We start from the raw sequence: 21,069 nt of genomic DNA, 5'->3' as shown, positions 1-21,069 counted from the left end.
GGTGCACGCCGGCGCGCCGCCGCATACGGGAGAACGACGCATGACCGAACCGACCTACGCCGAGCTGGCCGCACGACTGCGGGCCCGCCATGACGAACTGGTTGCCAGCCAGCCCGGCGGACGCGCTCGCAACCTGGCCCAGGCGCTGGGGGTTTCCGAAGCCCAGTGGGTGGCCGCCCAATGCGGCGGCCTGAAGGCCACCGCGCTGCACGGCACGCCGCAGGAGATCTTCCGGGGCCTGGGCGCGCTGGGCGCAGTGATGGCGCTGACGCGCAACGACTGGTGCGTGCACGAGCGCCATGGCCGCTACGAAGACATCCAGGCCGAAGGGCCCGTAGGCCTGGTGCTCGGCCCCGACATCGACCTGCGGGTGTTCTTCGGCCACTGGCACAGCGCCTGGGCGGTGGAACAGGACGGGCGGCACAGCCTGCAGTTCTTCGACGCCGCCGGCGTGGCCGTGCACAAGGTCTACCGCACCGACGCCACCGATGCCGCCGCCTACGATGCGCTGGTGACACGCCATGCGGGCGACCCCTACTGGCCGGCGGCCGAGGCCTACCCGCCCGACGACGCAGCCCAGGCAGTCGAAGACCCGGCCGCCTGGCGCGCCGCCTGGCTGACGATGGAGGACACGCACGAGTTCTTCCCGCTGCTGCGCAAGTTCGGCATCTCGCGGCTGGCGGCGCTGCATGCGGCCGGACCGGACCTGGCGCAGCCCGTGGAGCGCGACGTCGCCGAACGCATGCTGCAGGCTGCCGCGCAGACCGCGCTGCCCATCATGTGTTTCGTGGGCAACCGCGGCATGATCCAGATCCATACGGGTCCGGTGCACGCGCTGCGCCGAACCGGGCCGTGGTTCAATGTGCTGGACCCGAAATTCAACCTGCACCTGAACACCGAGGCCATCGCCTCGGCCTGGGTGGTCAGCAAGCCCACGCGCGACGGCTGGGTCACGTCGCTGGAGCTCTATGCCGGCACGGGCGAGCTCATCGTGCAGTTCTTCGGCGCGCGCAAGCCCGGCAGGCCCGAACTGCCCGCCTGGCGCGAACTGCTCGCCGGCTTCTGCTCCCGGCCCCTGGCGGCCTGAGCGTGCCGGCCCGGCAACGGACACCGCAACCAAGGAGCGTCATGAAGTACCTGCTGGCCTTCTTCCTGTCCGCCTGCGCGGCCTGGCACGGCGCGGCGTCGGCGCAGAGCCGCGTGGTCACGCTGGGCGGCAGCGTCACCGAGATCGTGTATGCCCTGGATGAGGGCAGCCGCCTGGTGGGCGACGATCTCTCCAGCCTGTATCCGGAGGCGGCCACGCGGCTGCCGCGGGTGGGCTATTACCGCGCGGTGCCGGTGGAAGGCGTGCTGGCGCTGCGGCCCGACCTGGTGCTGGCTTCCGAGCAGGCGGGGCCGCCGGAAACGCTGCGCAAGCTGGGCAAGGCCGGCGTGCGGGTGGAAACCGTTTCCGACCAGCCTTCGGTGCAGTCGCTGCAGACCCGCATCGCGCAGGTGGCGCGGGCCCTCGGCGCCGAGGCCGCCGGCCGGGCGCTGAGCGATACGGTGATGCGCGACCTGGATGCCGCCCGGGCGCTGCCCGCCTCGAACGCGCGCGCCATGCTGCTCATGAACCGCACCGGCACGCTGCAGGGTGCGGGCGCCGGCACGGCTGCCGGCCTGGTGCTCGAACTGGCGGGGCTGCGCAACGTGCTGGACGGGCAGCAGGGCTACAAGCCGGTCTCTGCCGAGGCGCTGGCCGGCCTGGCCCCCGAGGTCATCGTCATCACGCGGACCTCGCTGGAGGCCTCCGGGGGCATGGACGCGCTGCGCGCCATGCCGGGGCTGGCCGCCACCCCCGCCGGCGCCCATGACTGCATCGTGGTCATGGACGACCTGCTTGCCCTGGGCACCGGACCACGGCTGCCCCAGGCCATCCGAACCCTGAAGGAGACCGCTTGTGTTGCCAGCCCGGGCCCACGCCGCACGCCCGCGTAGCCGCACGCTGCCCGCCACGGTGCTGGCCGCGCTGGCGGCCGTGCTGCTGCTGGCGGCGCTGCTGGCCGCGGGCAGCGGCGCCGTGCGCATCCCGCCGGCCGAGCTGCCGCGGCTGCTGTGGACGGCAGGCAATGGGCCCGACGACGCGCTCTGGCGCAGCGTGCTGCTCGACATCCGCCTGCCGCGGGTGCTGTTCGCGCTGTGCGCCGGCGCCGCGCTGGCCATCTGCGGCGCGGCCATGCAGGCCCTGTTCCGCAACCCCCTGGCCGAACCCGGACTGGTGGGCATCTCCGCCGGCGGCGCACTGGGCGCAGTGTGCGCGATCGTGCTCACCCGGGGCGGCTTCGCCCTGACGGCGCCCGCCGCCTTCATCGGCAGCCTGCTGGCCACCGCCTGCGCCTATGCGCTCGGCCGCCGCGTGCCGGGCGTGGCGGGGCTGCTGCTGGCAGGCATCGCCATCAACACCGTGGCGGGCAGCCTGATCGGCCTGCTCACCTTCATGGCGTCCGACGCACAGCTGCGCGACCTGACCTTCTGGAGCATGGGCAGCCTGGCAGGCGCCAGCTGGCCCCTGCTGGCCTTCCTCGGGCCCTGGACCCTGCTGTGGTCGATCTGGCTGGCCAGCCAGTGGCGCGTGCTCAACGCCCTGCTGCTGGGCGAGCGCGAAGCCCTGCACCTCGGCTTCGCGCTGCGCAGCGTGCGGCGCCGGCTGGTGCTGGCCACCGCCCTCATCGTGGGCCCGCTGGTGGCAGCCACCGGCGGCATCGGCTTCGTGGGCCTGGTCGTGCCGCACCTGGTGCGCATGAGCCTGGGCGCCGACCACCGCTGGCTGTTGCCGGCCTCGATGCTGGCCGGTGCGCTGGCCCTGGTGCTGGCCGACTGGCTGGCGCGCGTGGTGGTGATCCCCGCGGAGCTGCCGATCGGGCTCGTCACCAGCCTGGTCGGCGGCCCCTTCTTCCTCTGGCTCCTGGCGCGCGGGCGGCGTGCATGAACGGCCTGCACGCAGAGCATCTCACGCTCTCGCGCGGCGGCGTCGCCGTGCTGTCGGACGTCTCGCTCAGCGTGCGGCCCGGCGAGGTGCTGGGCCTGCTGGGCGCCAACGGCGCCGGCAAGTCCACGCTGCTCGCGGCCCTGGCCGGCGAGCTGCGTCCGGACGCCGGCCGCATCGCGCTGGACGGCGCCGACCTGGAGCGCCTTGCTCCGCGCCAGCAGGCGCGCCGACGCGCCGTGCTGCCGCAGAAGCCCTCGCTGTCGTTCGACCTGGCCGTGCACGAGGTGGTGGCCATGGGCACATATCCATTTCCCGAACTGCCGCCGGCGCAGGTGGAGGCTCTGGTGGAGCACGCGCTGGCCCGCGCCGGCGTGGGCCACCTGGCGCAGCGCCGCTACCCCGAGCTTTCAGGCGGCGAGCAGCAGCGCGTGCAGTTCGCCCGCGTGCTGGCGCAATGCCACGCGAGCCCGGCAACCGACACGCCCCGCTACCTGCTGCTGGACGAACCGATCTCCAACCTCGATCCGCGCCACCAGCTCGACCTGATGGATACGGCGTGGCAGCTGGCGCATGCCCAGGCGCTGGGCGTGCTGGTGATCGTGCACGACGTCAACCTGGCCGCGCGCTGGTGCGACCGCCTGCTGCTGCTGGCCGAAGGCGGCGCCGTGGCCGAAGGCCCTCCGCAAGCCGTGCTCACCCCGGAGCTGCTGCGCCGCACCTACGGCATCGAGGCCGACGTGCTGCCGCATCCGCGCCTGCCCGGCCGGCTGCTGGTGCTGGCGCACTGAGGCTGCTACGCTTTCCTGCCATGCTTTTCGACGACTGGTTCGAGGCCCCCGACGCAGGACAGCGCGTGGCGCTGGGCCCGCAATCCTGCGTGCTGCGCGGCCATGCCCTGCCCCAGGCCGCCGCCCTGCTGGCGGCGCTGGATGCGGTACAGCGGGCGGCCCCGCCGCGCCGCATGCAGACGCCAGGCGGCCATACCATGTCGGTGGCGCTGAGCAATTGCGGCACGCTGGGCTGGACCTCCGGGCCCGCGGGCTACCGCTATACCCGTGAGGATCCCGCCACCGGCCGGCCCTGGCCCGCCATTCCTCCGGTGCTGCTGGACCTCGCCCGCGCCGCGGCAGCCGAGGCGGGCTTCCCGGGCTTCGTGCCCGACGCCTGCCTCGTCAACGACTATGCGCCCGGCGCCCGCATGTCGCTGCACCAGGACCGCAACGAATGCGACCTGGCGCATCCCATCGTGTCGGTGTCGCTGGGCATCCCGGCGGTGTTCCTGTTCGGCGGCATGCGCCGCACCGATCCCGCTCTGCGGATACCCCTGTTCCATGGCGACGTGGCGGTCTGGGGCGGCACGGACCGGCTGCGCTACCACGGCGTGCTGCCGGTGGCGCAGGCCGAGCATCCCGTCGTGGGCCGGCGGCGCCTGAACATCACGTTCCGGCGGGCAGGCCGATGAGTGCGCGGAATTCGACCGCAAGCAGCGGGATGCAGCCCGCGCCGGGGCCGACTACAGTCGAGCGCAATGTCCCTGTCGAGAGCGCCGCCATGACCGCTTCCCCTTCGTCTCCCGAACAAGACCCGCGCTGGGCCGCCGTGCAGGCGCGCGACCCGGCTGCCGACGGCCGGTTCGTCTATGCCGTGAAGACCACCGGGGTGTATGCCGCGCCGAGCAGCGCGGCACGCCTGCCCCGCCCCGAAAACGTGGAGTTCTTCGATACACCGCAGCAAGCCGAGGCCGCCGGCTACCGGCCCAGCCGGCGGGCCGCCGCGGACCGCAGCACTGCGGCCCGCCGCCAGGCAGCGCTGGTGGCCGAACTGTGCCGGGAAATCGAGCGCGCCGAGAACCCGCCCGACCTCAGGGAGCTGGCGGCGCGGGCGGGCCTGAGCCCCTATCACCTGCATCGCGTATTCAAATCGGTCACCGGCCTCACCCCGCGCGGCTACGCGGCAGCGCACCGCGGGCGGCGCCTGCGCGACGCCCTGGGCAGCCCCCACGGCTCGGTCACCGACGCCATCTACCAGGCAGGGTACGGGTCCGGCAGCCGGGCCTATGCCCATGCGGACGCCGTGCTGGGCATGCGCCCGCGCGAATATCGCGCCGGCGCGCCCGACACGGAGATCCGCTTCGCCGTCGGCCAGTGCAGCCTGGGCGCCATCCTGGTGGCGCAGAGTCCGCGCGGCGTATGCGCCATCCTGCTGGGCGACGATCCGGAAGCCCTGGTACAAGACCTGCAGGACCGCTTCCCGCGCGCGCGGCTGCTTGGCGGCGACGCGGCCTACGAGCGCCTCGTGGCCCAGGTGGTGGGGCTGGTCGAGATGCCGGCGCGCGGCCTGGACCTGCCGCTGGACGTGCGCGGCACGGCCTTCCAGGAACGCGTGTGGCAGGCCCTGCGCGAGATCCCCGCAGGCCAGACCGTCAGCTACACCGAGCTGGCCCGCCGCATCGGCCTGCCGCGCGCGGTGCGCGCCGTGGCGCAGGCCTGCGGCGCGAATCCCCTGGCCGTGGCCATTCCGTGCCACCGGGTCGTGCGGCTGGGCGGCGAGCTGTCCGGCTACCGCTGGGGCATCGCGCGCAAGCGCGCCCTGCTGGAGCGCGAAGCCCGCCAGGCAGCCGACCCGGACGCGGCCTGATCCCGGAGTTGCAAGCAGGCGTTGCGGTGCCGGGCGTAGAGCGTCAAGATGCTACGAGCCGCGCTGGGAGTGGCCTGCCGACACAGCCACATACATCGCGAAACTTGAACCCCCCCCGGGGGTCTTGTCACCATGGATGGCCTAGCAACACGACAGAAGGAGCGCCTCCATGCAGCGATCCACCCAAGCTTTCCTGGCTGCGGCCGCCCTGGCCTTCGGACTTGCCGGCACCCCGGCCCTGGCCCAGAATGCCGCGCCGTCCCAGTCCACGGTGCCGCAACGCACCGAGCCCAGCGAGGCCCAGCTGCAGAAATATGTCGGCGCCTCGCAGAAAGTGGCCGTCGTGGCCGACGAGTACCGCCCGAAGGTGCAGGCTGCGCCCGACGACAACGCGCGCGAGAGCCTGCTGAAGGAAGCCGACGAGAAAATGGTGCAGGCCGTCAATGCCGACGGCATGACAGTGGACGAGTTCAACGACATCAGCCGCGCCGTCCAGGAAGATCCCGAACTGCAGCAGCGGCTGGTCGCCATGATGCAGCAGCAACAGCGGCCGGCACAATGATGCCGCCGGCGGGGCCGTCCGGCTCCGTGGGCGACTCGGCCTAAAATCTGCCCCGGGCGACCGCCGCCGGCATTCGGCGGGCGGCCGCGCCCGCGCCGACTCCCGGGGCCTATGGCACAGACGATCTCCGAATACCACGCACTCTTCCTGCATTCCACGCCGCTTTTCGACGTACGGGCGCCCATCGAATTCGCCAAGGGCGCCTTTCCCGCAGCCGTGAACCTGCCGCTGATGGACGACGCCGAGCGCCATCGCGTCGGCATCTGCTATACGCGGGAGGGTCCGGAAGCCGCCGTCGCGCTGGGACACCGGCTGGTGTCGGGCGAGGTGCGGGCGGCCCGTGTCGCGGCGTGGGCGGCGTTCGCGCGCAAGCACCCCGACGGCGCGCTCTATTGTTTCCGCGGCGGCCTGCGTTCGCAGATCGCGCAGCAATGGCTGCGCGAGGACGCCGGCATCGACTACCCGCGCGTGGAAGGGGGCTACAAGGCCCTGCGCACGTTCCTGATCGATACCCTGGAAGCGGCGCTGAACGAATGCCGCTACCTGGTGCTGGGCGGACTCACCGGCACCGGCAAGACCGAGCTGCTCGCCGCGCTGCCCAATGCGCTGGATCTCGAACACCACGCCCACCATCGCGGCTCGAGCTTCGGCCGACACGCCCTCCCCCAGCCGCCGCAGATCGGGTTCGAGAATGCGGTGGCGATCGACCTGCTGCGCAAGCGCGCGGCCGGCCTGCATGATTTCGTGATCGAGGATGAAGGCCGCATGGTGGGCAGCCGCGCGGTTCCGCCCAACCTGTATGCAGCCATGCAGCGCGCGCCCATGGTCTGGCTCGAAGATTCGCACGCCAACCGGGTGGAGCGCATCCTGCGCGACTACGTGACCGACCTGTGCGCCGAATTCACCGCCCTGCACGGCGCAGAGGAAGGGCTGGCCCAATTCGGTACGCACCTGCTGCAGAGCCTGGACCGCATCGCCCGCCGCCTGGGCGGGGAACGCCATGCGCGGCTGCGCGCCGTGATGCAGGCGGCCCTGGACCGCCAGGCGGCCACGGGCGACGTGGCGCTGCACCGGGACTGGATCGCCGCGCTGCTGAGCGAATACTACGATCCGCTCTACGATTACCAGCGCAGGGAGAAGGCCGACCGCATCCTGTTCGCCGGGCAGCCCGCCGAAGTGCGCGACTACCTCCTGCAGCGCAGCTGCTGCGCGGCGCCCGCCTAGGGCTGTGGGCTGACCCAGGCCGCGGGCCGGACCCTGCGCCGACCGAAATACCGAGGAGCCTCCATGCAAGCATCGCACGCTGCCGAACCCATCCCCGACCTGCCCGCCATCGCGGCCCAGCATGCCGCGCTGGCGCAGTGGGTGCGCACCACCCCCATCCTCGAGAAGGACGATTTCGCGCCGTTGGCGGGCACCAGCGTGTGCTTCAAGTTCGAACTGCTGCAGGCCAGCGGCACCTTCAAGGCGCGTGGCGCCTTCTCCAACATCCTGGCCCTGGAGCCGGCCCGGCGGGCCGCCGGCGTGACCTGCGTGTCGGCCGGCAACCACGCGGTGGCCGTGGCCTACGCGGCCATGCGGCTGCAGGTGCCGGCCAAGGTGGTGATGATCAGAACCGCGAGCCCGGCCCGGGTGGCGCTATGCCGCGAATATGGCGCCGAGGTGGTGCTGGCCGAGAACGGCCAGGCCGCCTTCGAGACGGTGCGCCGCATCGAGACCGAGGAAGGCCGCTGTTTCGTGCATCCGTTCAACGGCTATCGCACCGTGCTGGGCACCGCCACGCTGGGCTACGAATGGCTCACACAGGCCGGCAGCCTGGATGCCGTGATCGTGCCCATCGGCGGCGGGGGCCTCATGGCCGGGGTGGCCACCGCGGTGAAGGCCATGTCGCCCTCTTGCCAGGTGATCGGCGTGGAGCCCGAAGGCGCCGACGCCATGCACCGCAGCTTCGAATCGGGCGGGCCGGTCAGGATGGGGGCCATGCAGTCGATTGCCGACAGCCTGATGGCGCCGCACACCGAGGCCTACAGCTACGCGCTGTGCCGCCAGCACGTGGACCGCCTGGTGCGGGTGTCGGACGACGCGATACGCGCCGCCATGCGCCTGCTGTTCGACCAGCTCAAGCTGGCGGTCGAGCCTGCTGGCGCCACGGCCACCGCGGCGCTGGCGGGGCCGCTGGCCGCCGACCTGGCGGGCCGGCGCGTGGGCGTGCTGCTGTGCGGCACGAATACCGACCCCGCCACCTTCTGCGCGCACCTGCGCGCTGCGCAGGACGCGGCTCAGTCTGCCGCGTAGGCGGTGGTCGTCATGAGCGCCAGCTCGGCCTGGCGCGAATCGAGCCGGGTGTGCTGCACCACGATGGGCACGTCGGAACGGAACACGCTGGCGAAATCCGTGTCCACGGGAATGGGCTGCGGCGACTGCAGGTCGTTGAAGCGCAGGTGCAGCGTGCGGCGCGCCGGCACGGTCACGCGGTAGGGCCCGACGGGATCGCGGTCCGCGTAGTAGATGGTCACCTCCACCTGGGCATCGCGCGGGCCGGTGTTGAGCATGCACGCCGTCTCGTGGCTGGCGAGCTGGCGCGTGGTTCCCGTGCTGGACGGCGGCAGGTAGCCCTCCGCGATCACCCATACACGCTTGCCTATGCCTTCTTCTTCCATACTGGTCTCCCGGTTCATTCGATCATGTGGCGGCGATGGCGCAGCCAGCGGTACCCGTAGGCATGCAGCGACAGCCGTGCAGGGTGCTCGTCGCCGCGGTCGTAGGCCCCGTCGATCAGCACGTCCACCAGGGACTCCAGCGGCACCTCGGGCACGTGCACCCGCACCGGCTCGTCCGACAGATTGGCCACGGCAAGCACCATCTCGTCCTCGTCGTCCGCGAGGTGCAGCACCGCCAGCACCGCCGGATTGCCGACGTCCAGCACACGATAGCGACCGCTGCCCATGGCCCGCAACCCCAGCCTGGCGCGCGCCATGCGGCCCACGCGCGCCAGCAGCGAGTCATGCTCCAGCGACTGCCGGTAGGCATTGACCGCCTCGTAGCCATAGGGGCCGCCGCGAATCAGCGGCACGTCCAGCCGTTCCGGCGCTGCGCCCGAGAACCCGGCGTTGTGCTCGTCCGACCATTGCATCGCGGTGCGCACGGCATGGCGCTCGGGCAGGTTCAGGTCGTCGCCCATGCCCAGCTCGTCGCCATAGCGCAGGATCGCCACCCCTGGCAGCGACATCACCACCGCATGCGTGAGGGCCACGCGCTCGTGGTTGCCCTCCAGCATGGGCGGCAGCCGGCGCCGGATGCCGCGTCCGTAGATGCGCATGTCCGGATCGGGCGCGAAGGCGTCCATCACTTCCTTGCGCTCGTCCTCGGTCAGGCGCTCCAGGTCCAGTTCATCGTGGTTGCGGACCCACACGGCGTACTGCGCCCCCGCCGGCGCGCAGGGCTGCTCGCGCAGGGCGCGCGCCAGCGGCTCGGCGCTGCACCGGGCCAGCGCGAGGTACAGGTGATTGTTGAGCCAGAAGTTCGACACCAGCGAGAGGCGCCGGCCGTCGCCGAAATAATCGGCATACTCGTGCGGCGGCACGTCCACTTCGCCGAACAGCACGGCGTCGGCGCGCCGCGAATTGAGGTGCCGCCGCAGGCTGTCCAGCAGCCAGAAGCCGTTGTCGCGCGAGTCGGCGGCGCGCGAGCGCTCGATCATGTGCGAGGCGGCATCCACGCGGAAGCCCGCCACGCCCAGGCGCAGCCAGAACCCCATGATGCGCTCGACCTCCTCGCGCACGCGCGGGTTGGCCAGGTTGAGGTCGGGCTCGTGGCGATAGAACGTGTGGCGGTAGTATTGGCCGGCCTCCTCGTCCCAGGCCCAGACGCCGTCCTCCACCGTCGGGAAGATGGGCTTCACCTCGGTGGGCTCGTCGTCCGTGTCGGCCCACACGTAGTAGTCGCGGTAGGGCGAGCTGCGGCTGCGCCGCGCCTCCTGGAACCACGGATGCTGGTCGGAAGTGTGCTGCACCACCAGGTCTATCATCACGCGGATGCCATGCCGGTCGGCGGCCTCCAGCAGCTCCGCCATGTCGGCCAGCGAGCCGTAGCGCGGGTCCACGCTCAGGTAGTCGGAGACGTCGTAGCCGCCGTCGCGAAACGGCGAGCGATAGAACGGCGTGAGCCACAGGCACGTGACGCCCAGGCCGCGCAGATAGGGCAGCCGCTGCATGACCCCGCGCAGGTCGCCCATGCCGTCGCCGTCGCTGTCCTGGAAGGTGGCCGGATCGGCCTGGTAGATGACCGCGTTGCGATACCACTCGTCTGCCATGATCAAGCTCCCTTGGGTCGCAGCAGCATGCCGCTCTCGGGTTCGGCCATGCCGCCGAAGGCCGCGCCCGCCACGGCGTCCGCGCTTGTCGCCAGCTCCACCTCCCACTGGCCCCGCAGCGTCACCGGCAGCGGACGGTCGGCGAAGTTCACGCACACCACCCGGATGTCATCGCCCAGGCGGCGGCGGTACACCAGCACCTCGGGCGGAGAAGGCAACTCCTCCCACGACCCCACCCGCAGCGCAGCGCTGCGGCGACGGGCGGCGATCAGCCGGCGGTACAGGTGCAGCATCGAGTCCGGATCCTCCAGCTGTGCCGCCACCGACTGTTCACCGGCACGAGGCGGAAAGGGCAGCCAGGTAGGCCGGCCCTCCCAGCCGTGCGGCGGCTCGCGCGTCCAGGGCAGCGGGGCCCGGCAGCCGTCGCGGCCGCCCGGATCCACGGCGGTCTCCGGGGTGATCACGGCATCTTCCAGCCCCAGCTCCTCGCCCTGGAACAGGAACGGCGTGCCGCGCAGCGTCAACAGCAGCATGGCTGCCGCCCGGGCGCGCCGCGCCGAGCCGCCGTAGCGGGTGCGGTGGCGTGGATTGTCGTGGTTGGACAGCACCCAGGTGGGCCAGGCGTCGGCGCTCTGCATCAGCCGGTCCACCTCGCGCACGCAAGTGCGGAACACCACCGGATCCCACGGCGCGTCCAGCGGAGGAAAATTGAACGACATGTGCAGCTCGTCGCCGGCGCCGTAGTAGCGCACCACGCTGGCCGTGGAGCGTATGTTCACCTCGCCCACCAGCACGCGGTCGTCGGGATAGCTGTCGACCACCCGGCGTATCCCGCGCAGCACCTCGTGGCTGTGGGGCTGGTCGTTGAAGCTGGCCAGCGGCTCGCCCGCCAGGCAGCGCGGATGGTCCGCGAAGTCGGGGTCCTTGCCGGTGCAGTGCGCCACGTCGATGCGAAACCCGTCCACGCCGCGATCCAGCCAGAACCGCAGCACGCCGTGCATGGCCTCCACCACGGCGGGATTGCGCCAGTTGAGATCCGGCTGCTGCGGCAGGAACAGGTGCAGGTAGTACTGCCCGGTGGCCTCGTCCCAGGTCCAGGCGCTGCCCGCGCCCAGGGCCGCGCGCCAGTCGTTGGGCTGGTCGCGCCAGATGTACCAGTCGCGATACGGACTGTTGCGCGATGAGCGCGACTCCTTGAACCACGGGTGCTGGTCCGACGTATGGTTGGGCACGAAGTCCAGCAGCACGCGCAGGCCGCGCGCATGGGCTTCGGCCAGCAACCGGTCGGCGTCCTCCAGGCTGCCGAACAGCGGGTCGATGTCGCAGTAGTCGCTGATGTCGTAGCCGGCGTCGGCCATGGGCGAGCGAAAGATGGGGGAGATCCAGATTGCATCGGCGCCAAGGTCGCGGATGTGGTCCAGGTGCCGGCACAGGCCCTGCAGGTCTCCTATCCCGTCGCCGTTGGCGTCGGCGTACGAGCGCGGGTACACCTGGTACACCACGGCTTGCCGCCACCAGGGCGGCGCGTCGGACATGGCGGTCGCGGTCTGGGTCGTCTGGGTGGGCTGGGCGCGCTGCGATACGGACATGGGCATGTCGGGTGCCATCGTGGTTGCCGGACCCTCGCGGCCAGCAACCGCCATGCCCGCCGTTGCGCGTGCGCTCCCCGGAGGGGCCCATGCAAAATCTTCCCCGCCACGCAAGGATTACCCTGCGCCCCCCGGCGCCGTCCGGCCCGCCATGCGGGCATGGGAGTTGCCGCGCGGCACGTTCCCCGCAATCTCTTCTCCAGCCGGAGGGACCTCATCATGCCTGCAAGCTCTTCCACCCCCCTCGCGCGCGCCTGGCCCACGCCTCCGCTGGCCGAGCTGCACCGCGACATGGACCGCCTGTTCGATACGCTGCTGGGCGGCACCGGACTGCGTGAATTCGGGGCAGTCGCCATGCCCCAGCTGGAACTGTGCGAGAACGACGGCGACCTCTGCGTTTCGGCGGAACTGCCGGGCGTGCAGCCGGGCGACGTGGACGTACGCCTTTCCGGCGACGTGCTCGTCATCAGCGGCGAGAAGCGCGATCCGCAGGCGCAGCGGCGCACGGGCGCCATGCATGTGTCCGAGCGCAGCTATGGCCGGTTCCAGCGCACGCTGACACTGCCCTTCGCGCCCGATCCCGCGAAGACGCGGGCCACCCTGGAGCATGGCGTGCTGCGGATCGAGCTCGGGCGGCGCGAGGATGCGCCTGCCAGCCACCGCATCACCGTGCAGGGCAGCCAGGCCGGCGGACATGCCCCGCAAGACCTGCCGGACGACGCCAGCGGCACGCGCGGCGAGGCGGCGCCGTCGGCGGCCGCCCAGGGACGCGTGCCGGAAATATAATCCCCGCATGGATACCGCCCCCCCGCCCCCCCTGCGCCGCCGCTCCCGCAGCCTGACCGAAGAAGTCGTGTCTGCGCTGGCCGCGCGCATACAGGCGGGGGAGATCCTGCCCGGGCAGAAGCTGCCCACCGAATCCGAGATCATGGCGGAGCAGGGCGTGAGCCGCACGGTAGTGCGCGAAGCCATCTCGCAGCTGCAGGCCGCGCGGCTGGTGGAAACGCGCCATGGCATCGGCACGTTCGTGCTCTCGCCCTCCGAACCCACGGGCCTGCAGATCGACACGGCCGGCATCCTCACCCTGCTCGACGTGATGGCCATGCTGGAACTGCGCATCACGCTCGAGACCGAAGCGGCCGCGCTGGCAGCGGAGCGACGCACCCCGGCCCACCTGCGGGAAATGCGCCGCTGCCTCGCCGATTTCGTACAACGGCTCGAGCGCGGCACGGGCGACGCCGTGCCGGCCGACCGCGCCTTCCACCTGTGCGTCGCCCAGGCTGCCGGCAACCGCTATTACCACGACATCCTGCAGCAGCTGGGCAATGCCCTGATACCCCGCACCCGCGTCGACTCGGCCGCGCTGGCCGAGGACGACCGCGCCGCCTACCTGCAGCGGGTGCACCGCGAACACCAGGCCATCCACCAGGCCATCGAGGCCCAGGACCCCGAGGCCGCGCGGGCCGCCATGCGCACCCACCTGGGCAACAGCCGCGACCGCGTCCGGCGCGCCTACGAAGCGGCGGACGCCGCGCGCCAGGCCCGGGCCTGAATCGCCTGCGCGTGCCTGCCGTTGCGGCGGGCACCCCTGCGGCCGGGCTGTGATTGTGGCGCGCCTTCCAATGTTGTACGATAACTGATAACAACCTCCGACAACAGGACGCACCATGACCACCCCGCAGGAACTCAAGGCCATCATTTCCGACGGCCTGCTGTCTTTCCCCATCACCGATTTCGACGCCGACGGCAACTTCCGGGCCAAGTCCTATGCCGAACGGCTGGAGTGGCTGGCGCCCTACGGAGCCAGTGCCCTGTTCGCCGCAGGCGGCACCGGCGAGTTCTTCTCGCTGGAGCCGGCCGAATACAGCGACATCATCCGCACCGCCGTGCAGACCTGCCGCGACAGCGTGCCCATCCTGGCCGGCGCGGGCGGCCCCACCCGCACCGCCATCGCCTACGCCCAGGAGGCCGAACGCCAGGGCGCCAAGGGCATCCTGCTGCTGCCCCACTACCTCACCGAAGCCAGCCAGGAAGGCATCGCCGCGCACGTGGAACAGGTCTGCCGTTCTGTGAAGATCGGCGTGATCGTCTACAACCGCGCCAACTCGCGCCTGAGCGCCGAATCGCTGCAGCGCCTCGCGGACGCCTGCCCCAACCTGATCGGGTTCAAGGACGGCGTGGGCGACATCGAAGCCATGGTGCGCGTGCGCCGCAAGCTGGGCGACCGCCTGTCGTACCTGGGCGGCCTGCCCACCGCCGAAGTCTATGCCGAGGCCTACCGCGCCCTGGGCGTGCCGGTGTATTCCTCCGCCGTGTTCAATTTCATTCCCAGGACGGCCATGGACTTCTACAAGGCCGTGGCCTCGGGCGACACGGCCACCACCGGCCGGCTGCTCGACGATTTCTTCCTGCCCTACCTCGACATCCGCAACCGCCGCGCCGGGTACGCCGTGTCCATCGTGAAGGCCGGCGCCAGGCTGGTGGGCCGCGACGGCGGCCCGGTGCGCGCACCGCTCACCGACCTCACCGACGACGAGATGGCGGCGCTGGACGCACTGATCCGCAAGCTCGGGCCGCAGTAGCGGCTCAGCCTGCGCCGCCCTCCAGGTCGGCCAGGAAGCGGTCCTTCCAGCTGCGCAGGTCGTTGCGCCGCAACTGCGCCATGAGCCGGGCGTGCCGGTTGCGGCGCTCGCGCAGCGGCATGCGCAGCGCCTGGTCCAGCGCGTCGGCCATGCCCCAGATGTCGTACGGGTTCACGATGAGGGCGCCGTCGCGCAGCTCGTCGGCCGCGCCCGCGAACTGCGACAGCACCAGGACTCCCGGGTCCTCCGGGGGCTGCGCGGCCACGTATTCCTTGGCCACCAGGTTCATGCCGTCGCGCAGCGGCGTCACGAAGCCCACCTGCGAGGCCCGCATGAGCGGCATGACCTCGGCGCGGTCGAACGGCCGGTTGATGTAGCGCAGCGGCGTCCACGCCAGCTCGCTCCAGCGGCCGTTGATGTGGCCGGCCGCCATTTCCAGCTCGCGCCGGATCTCGCGATAGCCGTGCACGTCCGAGCGCGACGACGGCGCTATCTGCACGAAGGACACCTTGCCGCGCTGGGCCGGGCGGCTCTCCAGCATCTGCGCGAAGGCCTCGAAGCGCTCCAGCATGCCCTTGCTGTAGTCCAGCCTGTCCACGCTGATGATGAGCCGCCGGTCGGCCAGCCCGGACTTCAGCGACGCCACCTTGCGGGTGCGCTCGCCGCGCGACATGGCCTGCACGTCATCCACGTCGATGCCGATGGGGTAGGCGCCCACCCGCACTTCCCGTCCTCCCAGCCGCAGGCGGTCTCCGGCATGCTCGGCGCCCAGCATGCGCACCGCCGTGTCGACGTAGGCCTGCGCATGCGCCTCGGTCTGGAACCCGAGCACGTCGTAGGCGCACATGGCCTGCGCCAGGTAGCGATGGGGCGGCACCGTGGCGTAGACCTCGAGCGCAGGAAACGGGATGTGCAGGAAGAAACCGATGCGGTTGGTCATGCCCGCCTCGCGGCACATCTGCCCCAGCGGCAGCAGGTGATAGTCGTGCACCCAGATGAGGTCGTCGGGTTGCACCAGCGACTGCAGCCGCCGTACGAAGGCGCGGTTGACCTGCAGGTAGCCCTCGTAGTCGGCGCGCAGGTATTCGCTCAGGTCGGGGCGGTAGTGGAACACCGGCCACAGCACCGCGTTGGCGAACCCGCGGTAGTAGCGGTCATAGTCGGCCCGCGTCAGCGGGAACAGGGCATAGCGCACGTTGCCGTGCTCCACTTCCTGCAGTGCGCCGGCGCGCGCCGCCACCTCGCCGCTCCAGCCCAGCCATATGCCGCCGCTGGCGCGCAGCGCGTCTTCCACGCCGACCGCCAGACCTCCGGGGGGCTTGGAGCCCGTGGGCGGCGCGACACGATTGGACACCACGATGAGGCGGCTCATGCCTGCTCTCCCTGGCGGGCGCGGCTGCCGCTGTCCCAGCGGCCCAGCCAGGCGGCCACGGCGGCCGGGTCGGCCAGGCGCCAGCGCGCGGCGGTCTCGCCCGGACCGACCTTGACGCCGTAGCCCCCCAGATCCTGCGCCGCGGCGAATGCCGCTTCGTCGGTCACGTCGTCGCCCACCATGACGGGCGTGCGGCCGGCATAGGGCGGACTGCGCATGAAGCTGCGCAACGCCTCGCCCTTGTCCGCGCCGGCAGGCCGCAGCTCCACCACCATCTTGCCCGGCTGCACGGCGTAGTCGGGCGCGTGCGCCCGGGCCATCTCGCGGACCAGGGCGTCCACGGCGGCGGCGCGCTCCGGCGCCTGGCGGTAATGGACCGCCACGCCATGCGGCTTGGGCTCCAGGCGTACGCCGGACCAGCCGGCGACGGCATCGCGCAGCTGCGCCGTCACGGCAGGCAGGGACGCCGGCGCAGGGAGGGCCGTGACCCGGCCGCCGGCTTCGCGCCGCACCGCGCCATGGTTGGCGCCGTGCGGCAGCACCAGGGGATGCAGCAGGCGGTCCAGCTCCTCGCCGGCGCGCCCCGACAGCACGGCAAGCGCGCCCTGCAGCGCGCGCGCCAGCCGCGCCAGTGTTGCCAGCGTATCGCCGGGCACGGCGACCTGGGCGGGATCGGGGCGGATTTCGGCAAGCGTGCCGTCCAGGTCCAGGAACAGGGCCGTGGCGGCGGGATCGGGCAATGGCGGCGTATCGGTATCGGTGTGGGTATGGGGCATGGCGGGGTCCGGAAGCCGCGCCGTCCGGAAAATGGCGACGGGGCTGGGATGTATTGAACATAGCGCCACCGGATGCCGGGCGAACACCCCCAAGAGGTATCCAGGCGTTTCGGCAGCGTGATGCACCAGGCGCCATGCGGCGCCCGACAAAAAGGCCGGATGGCTTGCGCCTCCGGCCTTACATCGAGGCGGGCCGCCGGGGCATGCCGGCGGCTGCGTACTGCCGATCAGAAGTCCATGTCAGCCGGCGCGGGCGCGGCAGGCTTTTCTTCCTTGGGCAGTTCGGCGACGGTGGCGTCCGTGGTCAGGATCAGGCCCGCGATCGACGCCGCGTTCTGCAGCGCCGTGCGCGTCACCTTGGTGGGATCGACCACCCCCATCTCGACCAGGTCGCCATATTCGCCGGTCGCGGCGTTGTAGCCATGGTTGCCTTCGCCTTCGAGCACCTTGGCCACCACCACCGAGGGCTCCTCGCCCGCATTGGCCACGATGGCGCGCAGCGGCGCCTCGAGCGCGCGCAGCACGATCTTGATGCCGGCATCCTGGTCGGCGTTGGCGCCCTTCAGTTCGCCCACGGCCTTGCGGGCGCGCAGCAGCGCCACGCCGCCACCCGGCACGATGCCTTCTTCGACCGCGGCGCGGGTCGCGTGCAGGGCGTCGTCGACGCGGTCCTTCTTCTCCTTCATCTCGACCTCGGTGGCCGCGCCCACCTTGATCACGGCCACGCCGCCGGCCAGCTTGGCCACGCGCTCCTGCAGCTTCTCGCGGTCATAGTCGCTGGTGGCCTGCTCGATCTGCGCCTGGATGGCCTTGACGCGGGCATCGATGCGCGACTGCTCGCCAGCGCCGCCGACGATGATGGTGTTCTCCTTGTGCACCTCGACACGCTTGGCGCTGCCCAGTTCCTGCAGCGTCGCCTTCTCGAGCTGCAGGCCGGTCTCTTCGGAGATCACGGTGGCGCCGGTCAGGATGGCGATGTCTTCCAGCATGGCCTTGCGGCGGTCGCCGAAGCCCGGGGCCTTGACGGCCACCACCTTGAGCACGCCGCGCATGGCGTTGACCACCAGCGTGGCCAGGGCCTCGCCCTCGACATCCTCGGCCACGATCAGCAGCGGCTTGCCGGCCTTGGCGGCGGCCTCCAGCACGGGCAGGAGATCGCGGATGTTGGAGATCTTCTTGTCATGCAGCAGCACCAGCGGATCGTCCAGCGAGACCAGCTGCTTTTCCGGGTCGTTGATGAAGTACGGGCTCAGGTAGCCGCGGTCGAACTGCATGCCCTCGACCACGTCGAGCTCGTTCTCGAGCGACTTGCCGTCCTCGACGGTGATCACGCCTTCCTTGCCCACCTTCTCCATGGCCTGGGCGATGATCTTGCCCACGTCCTCGTCGGCGTTGGCCGACAGGGCCGCCACCTGCGAGATCTCCTTGTTGGTGGAGATGGGCTTGGAGAGCTTGCGCAGCGATTCGATCACCGCGGCCACGGCCTGGTCGATGCCGCGCTTGAGGTCCATGGGGTTCATGCCGGAAGCCACGTACTTCATGCCTTCCTGCACGATGGACTGCGCCAGCACGGTGGCGGTGGTGGTGCCGTCGCCGGCCACGTCGGCCGTCTTCGACGCCACCTGCTTGACCACCTGGGCGCCCATGTTCTCGAACTTGTCCTTGAGCTCGATTTCCTTGGCCACCGACACGCCATCCTTGGTGATGGTCGGCGCACCGAAGCTGCGCTCGAGCAGGACATTGCGGCCTTTCGGTCCCAGCGTCACCTTGACGGCGTCGGCCAGGATGTTCACGCCCCGGACCACACGGCTGCGGGCGTTGTCATGGAATTTGACGTCTTTCGCACTCATGGTCTTCACCTTCGGAATCGTGGTGGAACGGGATCAGGCGGCTTTCTTCAGCTGGCCGCCGGCGTCCTCGATGACGCCCAGGACGTCCTCTTCGCGCATCACCAGCAACTCCTCGCCATCGACCTTGACCGTCTGGCCGGCATACTTGCCGAACAGCACGTGGTCGCCGACCTTGAGCTGGAGTTCGCGCACGCTGCCATCCTGCAGCACCTTGCCGTTGCCCACGGCGATGATCTCGCCTTGCTCGGGCTTCTCGGCTGCCGAGTCGGGAATCACGATGCCGGATGCCGTCGTGCGCTGTAGTTCGATTCGCTTGACGATAACCCGGTCGTGAAGGGGACGAATCTTCATGATCAATCTCCTAAGCGATTGCAGATCACCCATAAAGGAATCCGGTGCCGCCGGCGTGTGCGGAACGGCATCCACGCCGCCTTGGGCGGCGGATGGGATTTATGGGTCGACCGGGGCGGCTTCAAGAGCCGCAATAGAAACTAAATGTTTCAGTATGAATCTGGAAGAATCAAGCGCTCCACCCGCCCCAGCCTGTAGACCAACCGGCCCGGCCGGTGCCTGTCGTAGGGCTGAGGCGGCACGGGGCACGGCGGCTGGCGTGCCCCGCCTTCGTCCACCGTATCGTCGGGGTCGTCCAGCTGCGCCCAGATGCCGCCCACCCGCGGACGGAACTGCCAGCGCACATATCCCTTGCCTGCCGCCATGCGCAGCAGGTCCTGCTGGTCGGGAGCGTCGACGATGAGGGCCTGCTCGTCGGGCGGACAGTCGGGGTAGTCGCCGAAAGCCCGATGGCCCGCCAGCGCCTCCTTGGCCGAGGCGCCCAGGCGCCACCAGGGCGCGCAGCCCTGGCGCTCGACGTCCCATGCGCCCAGCTGCCATGCGGCGTCGAGCAGCATGCTGTCGAGCTCCTCGAAGGCGTGCCAGCGCAGCGGCACCTGGATGGCGGAACCCGGCAGCGAACGGGGCGGCGGCGACGCGTCGTCCAGGCGCAGCGGCGTTTCGCGTCCGAAACCGTGCCAGTGCAGCGTGAGCAGCGCCGGCGTGTCGGCGCGGGCCGCGACCGCCATGGTGACGGCATAGAGGGGAACGCGCATGTCGTGCGCCTGCTCGGAAATCGTCTCGTAGAGTTGCATGAGAGGCCTCCGTTCCAACAGTCGTCGATGTCAACATAGACCGGCCGCGCGCCGCGGGCAACACGCAGAATGTGGCCAAAGATTGCGCACGCGGGATTGCCGGTGTAATCTTCCCTGATAAGTCATACGACAACGTACAAGTGAGATGGCAACCATGTCATCCGAGGAGACAAGCATGCCGCCCGTGCTATCCCTGGAACACGCCGCGACGTCGCGGTCGCGCCGCAGGCTGCTCGGCGCCGCGCTGGCCGTGGCGCCCCTGGGCCTGGCCCGCGCCCAGTCGTTTCCCTTCACGCCGCAGCAGCGCTATCCCGATCCTTCGGTGCGCGTGCTGGACCCGGCCTTCGCCAGGCTGCGCATCTACAGCAGTACGGTGGAGCAGCTGGCCACGGGCGGCCGCTGGCTGGAAGGTCCGGTGTGGTTCGGCGACGGCCGCTACCTGCTGGTTTCCGACATACCCAATGACCGCATCCTGCGCTGGGACGAGACCACCGGCCAGTTCAGCGTGTTCCGCCAGCCCGCCAACTTCAGCAACGGCCTGGCGCGCGACCGCCAGGGCCGTCTCCTCGCCTGCGAGCACCTCACCCGGCGCGTCACGCGCACCGAATACGACGGCAGCATCACGGTGCTGGCCGAGCGCTACGAAGGCAAGCGGCTGAACTCCCCCAACGACATCGTGTGCCGCAGCGACGGCTCGATCTGGTTCACCGATCCCAACTTCGGCATAGCCGGCCACTGGGAAGGCGACAAGGCCGAGCCCGAGCGCCCCCACTCCGTCTACCGCATCGATCCCGACGGCCGGCTGGAGGTCATGCTGGACGACCTGGCCGGCCCCAACGGCCTGTGCTTCTCGCCCGACGAGAAGGTGCTGTACGTGGTGGAGTCCCGCCACCAGCCCTCGCGCATGGTGTGGGCCTACGACGTGAACCCGGACGGCGGGCTCTCCGGCAAGCGGCCGCACATCGACGCGCAGGGGCCCGGCGCCATCGACGGCATCAAGTGCGACGAGGCAGGCAACCTGTGGTGCGGCTGGGGCAGCAACGGCGCCCCCGACGCCAATCCGGCCGACCTCGACGGGGTGATGGTCTTCAACCCGCAGGGCAAGCCCATCGGCCACGTCCGCCTGCCCGAGCGCTGCGCCAACCTGTGCTTCGGCGGCGCCAAGCGCAACCGCCTCTTCATGGCGAGCAGTCATTCCCTCTACGCGCTGTACGTGGAAACGCGCGGCGCCGCGTAGCGCCCGCTTTCCCTGCGGCCCAGACCACGACACCCC

Annotated in this window: 21 protein-coding genes; 13 read left to right on the top strand and 8 right to left on the bottom strand. The window is 70.8% G+C overall.

The genetic code is table 11. From position 1 onward, the window contains the following. Positions 1–40 precede the first annotated feature (40 nt). The 9 genes from ACYBYQ_RS01195 (at position 41) to ACYBYQ_RS01155 (ending at position 8,465) form a co-directional block, all read left to right on the top strand. Complete coding sequence (locus ACYBYQ_RS01195) at positions 41–1,087, top strand: hemin-degrading factor (protein WP_459616574.1); 1,047 nt, start codon at positions 41–43, stop codon at positions 1,085–1,087. Between the two features lie 41 nt (positions 1,088–1,128). Next, positions 1,129–1,980, top strand: a complete 852-nt coding sequence (locus ACYBYQ_RS01190; protein ID WP_459616573.1) for a heme/hemin ABC transporter substrate-binding protein — start codon at positions 1,129–1,131, stop codon at positions 1,978–1,980. 43 nt (positions 1,981–2,023) lie between these two features. Further along, positions 2,024–2,971 carry a FecCD family ABC transporter permease gene (locus ACYBYQ_RS01185; protein WP_459618675.1) on the top strand — a complete coding sequence of 316 codons (948 nt, stop codon included), beginning with the start codon at positions 2,024–2,026 and terminating at the stop codon, positions 2,969–2,971. Further along, the gene (locus ACYBYQ_RS01180; protein ID WP_459616571.1) at positions 2,968–3,759 is read left to right on the top strand and encodes a heme ABC transporter ATP-binding protein; all 792 of its coding nucleotides are present in this window, start codon (positions 2,968–2,970) and stop codon (positions 3,757–3,759) included. The genes ACYBYQ_RS01185 and ACYBYQ_RS01180 overlap by 4 nt, the downstream gene beginning before the upstream one ends. Before the next feature lie 20 nt (positions 3,760–3,779). Continuing rightward, positions 3,780–4,433: a DNA oxidative demethylase AlkB gene (gene alkB, locus ACYBYQ_RS01175; protein ID WP_459616570.1), complete on the top strand. Its 654-nt coding sequence runs from the start codon at positions 3,780–3,782 to the stop codon at positions 4,431–4,433. Between the two features lie 89 nt (positions 4,434–4,522). Next, positions 4,523–5,608 (top strand): bifunctional DNA-binding transcriptional regulator/O6-methylguanine-DNA methyltransferase Ada, encoded by a 1,086-nt coding sequence (gene ada, locus ACYBYQ_RS01170; RefSeq protein WP_459616569.1) that lies wholly within the window; start codon positions 4,523–4,525, stop codon positions 5,606–5,608. A gap of 169 nt (positions 5,609–5,777) precedes the next feature. Then, on the top strand, positions 5,778–6,170 hold the full coding sequence (locus ACYBYQ_RS01165; RefSeq protein WP_459616567.1) for a DUF4168 domain-containing protein: 393 nt from the start codon (positions 5,778–5,780) through the stop codon (positions 6,168–6,170). Between the two features lie 111 nt (positions 6,171–6,281). Beyond that, entirely contained in the window at positions 6,282–7,394 is a 1,113-nt protein-coding gene (gene mnmH, locus ACYBYQ_RS01160; protein WP_459616566.1) for a tRNA 2-selenouridine(34) synthase MnmH, read from the top strand. Positions 7,395–7,457: 63 nt separating this feature from the next. Further along, positions 7,458–8,465 carry a threonine/serine dehydratase family protein gene (locus tag ACYBYQ_RS01155; protein ID WP_459616564.1) on the top strand — a complete coding sequence of 336 codons (1,008 nt, stop codon included), beginning with the start codon at positions 7,458–7,460 and terminating at the stop codon, positions 8,463–8,465. Here ACYBYQ_RS01155 and ACYBYQ_RS01150 read toward each other — a convergent pair. The 3 genes from ACYBYQ_RS01150 to ACYBYQ_RS01140 are packed head-to-tail and all read right to left on the bottom strand — an operon-like array spanning position 8,450 to position 12,077. Then, positions 8,450–8,830, bottom strand: a complete 381-nt coding sequence (locus tag ACYBYQ_RS01150) for a sensory rhodopsin transducer (protein WP_459616563.1) — start codon at positions 8,828–8,830, stop codon at positions 8,450–8,452. The genes ACYBYQ_RS01155 and ACYBYQ_RS01150 overlap by 16 nt on opposite strands. Before the next feature lie 14 nt (positions 8,831–8,844). After that, positions 8,845–10,482, bottom strand: a complete 1,638-nt coding sequence (locus ACYBYQ_RS01145) for an alpha-amylase family protein (protein WP_459616562.1) — start codon at positions 10,480–10,482, stop codon at positions 8,845–8,847. Positions 10,483–10,484: 2 nt separating this feature from the next. Beyond that, the gene (locus ACYBYQ_RS01140) at positions 10,485–12,077 is read right to left on the bottom strand and encodes an alpha-amylase family glycosyl hydrolase (RefSeq protein ID WP_459616560.1); all 1,593 of its coding nucleotides are present in this window, start codon (positions 12,075–12,077) and stop codon (positions 10,485–10,487) included. 213 nt (positions 12,078–12,290) lie between these two features. On the opposite strand from ACYBYQ_RS01140, the gene ACYBYQ_RS01135 reads away from it, so the two are divergent. The 3 genes from ACYBYQ_RS01135 to kdgD all read left to right on the top strand — a co-directional run bounded on the left by ACYBYQ_RS01135 (position 12,291) and on the right by kdgD (position 14,653). Beyond that, complete coding sequence (locus ACYBYQ_RS01135) at positions 12,291–12,857, top strand: Hsp20/alpha crystallin family protein (protein ID WP_459616559.1); 567 nt, start codon at positions 12,291–12,293, stop codon at positions 12,855–12,857. A 7-nt stretch (positions 12,858–12,864) separates the two neighbouring features. After that, positions 12,865–13,623, top strand: coding sequence for a FadR/GntR family transcriptional regulator (locus ACYBYQ_RS01130; RefSeq protein WP_459616558.1), 759 nt, complete (start codon positions 12,865–12,867; stop codon positions 13,621–13,623). Positions 13,624–13,738: 115 nt separating this feature from the next. Next, the gene (kdgD, locus tag ACYBYQ_RS01125; RefSeq protein WP_459616557.1) at positions 13,739–14,653 is read left to right on the top strand and encodes a 5-dehydro-4-deoxyglucarate dehydratase; all 915 of its coding nucleotides are present in this window, start codon (positions 13,739–13,741) and stop codon (positions 14,651–14,653) included. A 4-nt stretch (positions 14,654–14,657) separates the two neighbouring features. Here kdgD and otsA read toward each other — a convergent pair whose 3' ends face one another. The 5 genes from otsA to ACYBYQ_RS01100 all read right to left on the bottom strand — a co-directional run bounded on the left by otsA (position 14,658) and on the right by ACYBYQ_RS01100 (position 19,796). Then, positions 14,658–16,025, bottom strand: a complete 1,368-nt coding sequence (otsA, locus tag ACYBYQ_RS01120; protein WP_459616556.1) for an alpha,alpha-trehalose-phosphate synthase (UDP-forming) — start codon at positions 16,023–16,025, stop codon at positions 14,658–14,660. After that, positions 16,022–16,801 (bottom strand): trehalose-phosphatase, encoded by a 780-nt coding sequence (gene otsB / locus ACYBYQ_RS01115; protein ID WP_459616555.1) that lies wholly within the window; start codon positions 16,799–16,801, stop codon positions 16,022–16,024. Before otsB ends, otsA begins: the two co-directional genes overlap by 4 nt. Before the next feature lie 227 nt (positions 16,802–17,028). Continuing rightward, positions 17,029–18,651, bottom strand: a complete 1,623-nt coding sequence (gene groL / locus ACYBYQ_RS01110) for a chaperonin GroEL (RefSeq protein ID WP_459616553.1) — start codon at positions 18,649–18,651, stop codon at positions 17,029–17,031. 33 nt (positions 18,652–18,684) lie between these two features. Further along, positions 18,685–19,002 (bottom strand): co-chaperone GroES, encoded by a 318-nt coding sequence (locus tag ACYBYQ_RS01105; protein ID WP_459616552.1) that lies wholly within the window; start codon positions 19,000–19,002, stop codon positions 18,685–18,687. Positions 19,003–19,151: 149 nt separating this feature from the next. Then, positions 19,152–19,796, bottom strand: coding sequence for a diguanylate cyclase (locus ACYBYQ_RS01100; protein ID WP_459616551.1), 645 nt, complete (start codon positions 19,794–19,796; stop codon positions 19,152–19,154). 175 nt (positions 19,797–19,971) lie between these two features. Here ACYBYQ_RS01100 and ACYBYQ_RS01095 point away from each other — a divergent pair, with 175 nt between their 5' ends. Beyond that, a complete protein-coding gene (locus tag ACYBYQ_RS01095; protein ID WP_459616549.1) occupies positions 19,972–21,033 on the top strand; it encodes an SMP-30/gluconolactonase/LRE family protein in 1,062 nt (353 codons plus the stop codon). Positions 21,034–21,069 lie beyond the last annotated feature (36 nt).

The sequence above is a fragment of the Bordetella sp. 2513F2 genome, from assembly GCF_054642735.1.
The sequence above is the reverse complement of the archived record's forward strand: the minus strand, read 5'-3'. Positions and strand labels throughout refer to the sequence as shown.

Bases quoted from the DNA above. Each gene is read 5' to 3' on its own strand.
- ACYBYQ_RS01130 (WP_459616558.1), top strand. From the start codon at position 12,865: ATGGATACCGCCCCCCCGCCCCCCCTGCGCCGCCGCTCCCGCAGCCTG.
- mnmH (WP_459616566.1), top strand. From the start codon at position 6,282: ATGGCACAGACGATCTCCGAATACCACGCACTCTTCCTGCATTCCACG.
- ada (WP_459616569.1), top strand. From the start codon at position 4,523: ATGACCGCTTCCCCTTCGTCTCCCGAACAAGACCCGCGCTGGGCCGCC.
- ACYBYQ_RS01135 (WP_459616559.1), top strand. From the start codon at position 12,291: ATGCCTGCAAGCTCTTCCACCCCCCTCGCGCGCGCCTGGCCCACGCCT.
- ACYBYQ_RS01150 (WP_459616563.1), bottom strand. From the start codon at position 8,830: ATGGAAGAAGAAGGCATAGGCAAGCGTGTATGGGTGATCGCGGAGGGC.
- ACYBYQ_RS01140 (WP_459616560.1), bottom strand. From the start codon at position 12,077: ATGCCCATGTCCGTATCGCAGCGCGCCCAGCCCACCCAGACGACCCAG.
- groL (WP_459616553.1), bottom strand. From the start codon at position 18,651: ATGAGTGCGAAAGACGTCAAATTCCATGACAACGCCCGCAGCCGTGTG.
- ACYBYQ_RS01190 (WP_459616573.1), top strand. From the start codon at position 1,129: ATGAAGTACCTGCTGGCCTTCTTCCTGTCCGCCTGCGCGGCCTGGCAC.
- ACYBYQ_RS01095 (WP_459616549.1), top strand. From the start codon at position 19,972: ATGCCGCCCGTGCTATCCCTGGAACACGCCGCGACGTCGCGGTCGCGC.
- ACYBYQ_RS01100 (WP_459616551.1), bottom strand. From the start codon at position 19,796: ATGCAACTCTACGAGACGATTTCCGAGCAGGCGCACGACATGCGCGTT.
- otsB (WP_459616555.1), bottom strand. From the start codon at position 16,801: ATGCCCCATACCCACACCGATACCGATACGCCGCCATTGCCCGATCCC.
- ACYBYQ_RS01105 (WP_459616552.1), bottom strand. From the start codon at position 19,002: ATGAAGATTCGTCCCCTTCACGACCGGGTTATCGTCAAGCGAATCGAA.
- alkB (WP_459616570.1), top strand. From the start codon at position 3,780: ATGCTTTTCGACGACTGGTTCGAGGCCCCCGACGCAGGACAGCGCGTG.
- ACYBYQ_RS01165 (WP_459616567.1), top strand. From the start codon at position 5,778: ATGCAGCGATCCACCCAAGCTTTCCTGGCTGCGGCCGCCCTGGCCTTC.
- ACYBYQ_RS01195 (WP_459616574.1), top strand. From the start codon at position 41: ATGACCGAACCGACCTACGCCGAGCTGGCCGCACGACTGCGGGCCCGC.
- otsA (WP_459616556.1), bottom strand. From the start codon at position 16,025: ATGAGCCGCCTCATCGTGGTGTCCAATCGTGTCGCGCCGCCCACGGGC.
- ACYBYQ_RS01180 (WP_459616571.1), top strand. From the start codon at position 2,968: ATGAACGGCCTGCACGCAGAGCATCTCACGCTCTCGCGCGGCGGCGTC.
- kdgD (WP_459616557.1), top strand. From the start codon at position 13,739: ATGACCACCCCGCAGGAACTCAAGGCCATCATTTCCGACGGCCTGCTG.
- ACYBYQ_RS01155 (WP_459616564.1), top strand. From the start codon at position 7,458: ATGCAAGCATCGCACGCTGCCGAACCCATCCCCGACCTGCCCGCCATC.
- ACYBYQ_RS01145 (WP_459616562.1), bottom strand. From the start codon at position 10,482: ATGGCAGACGAGTGGTATCGCAACGCGGTCATCTACCAGGCCGATCCG.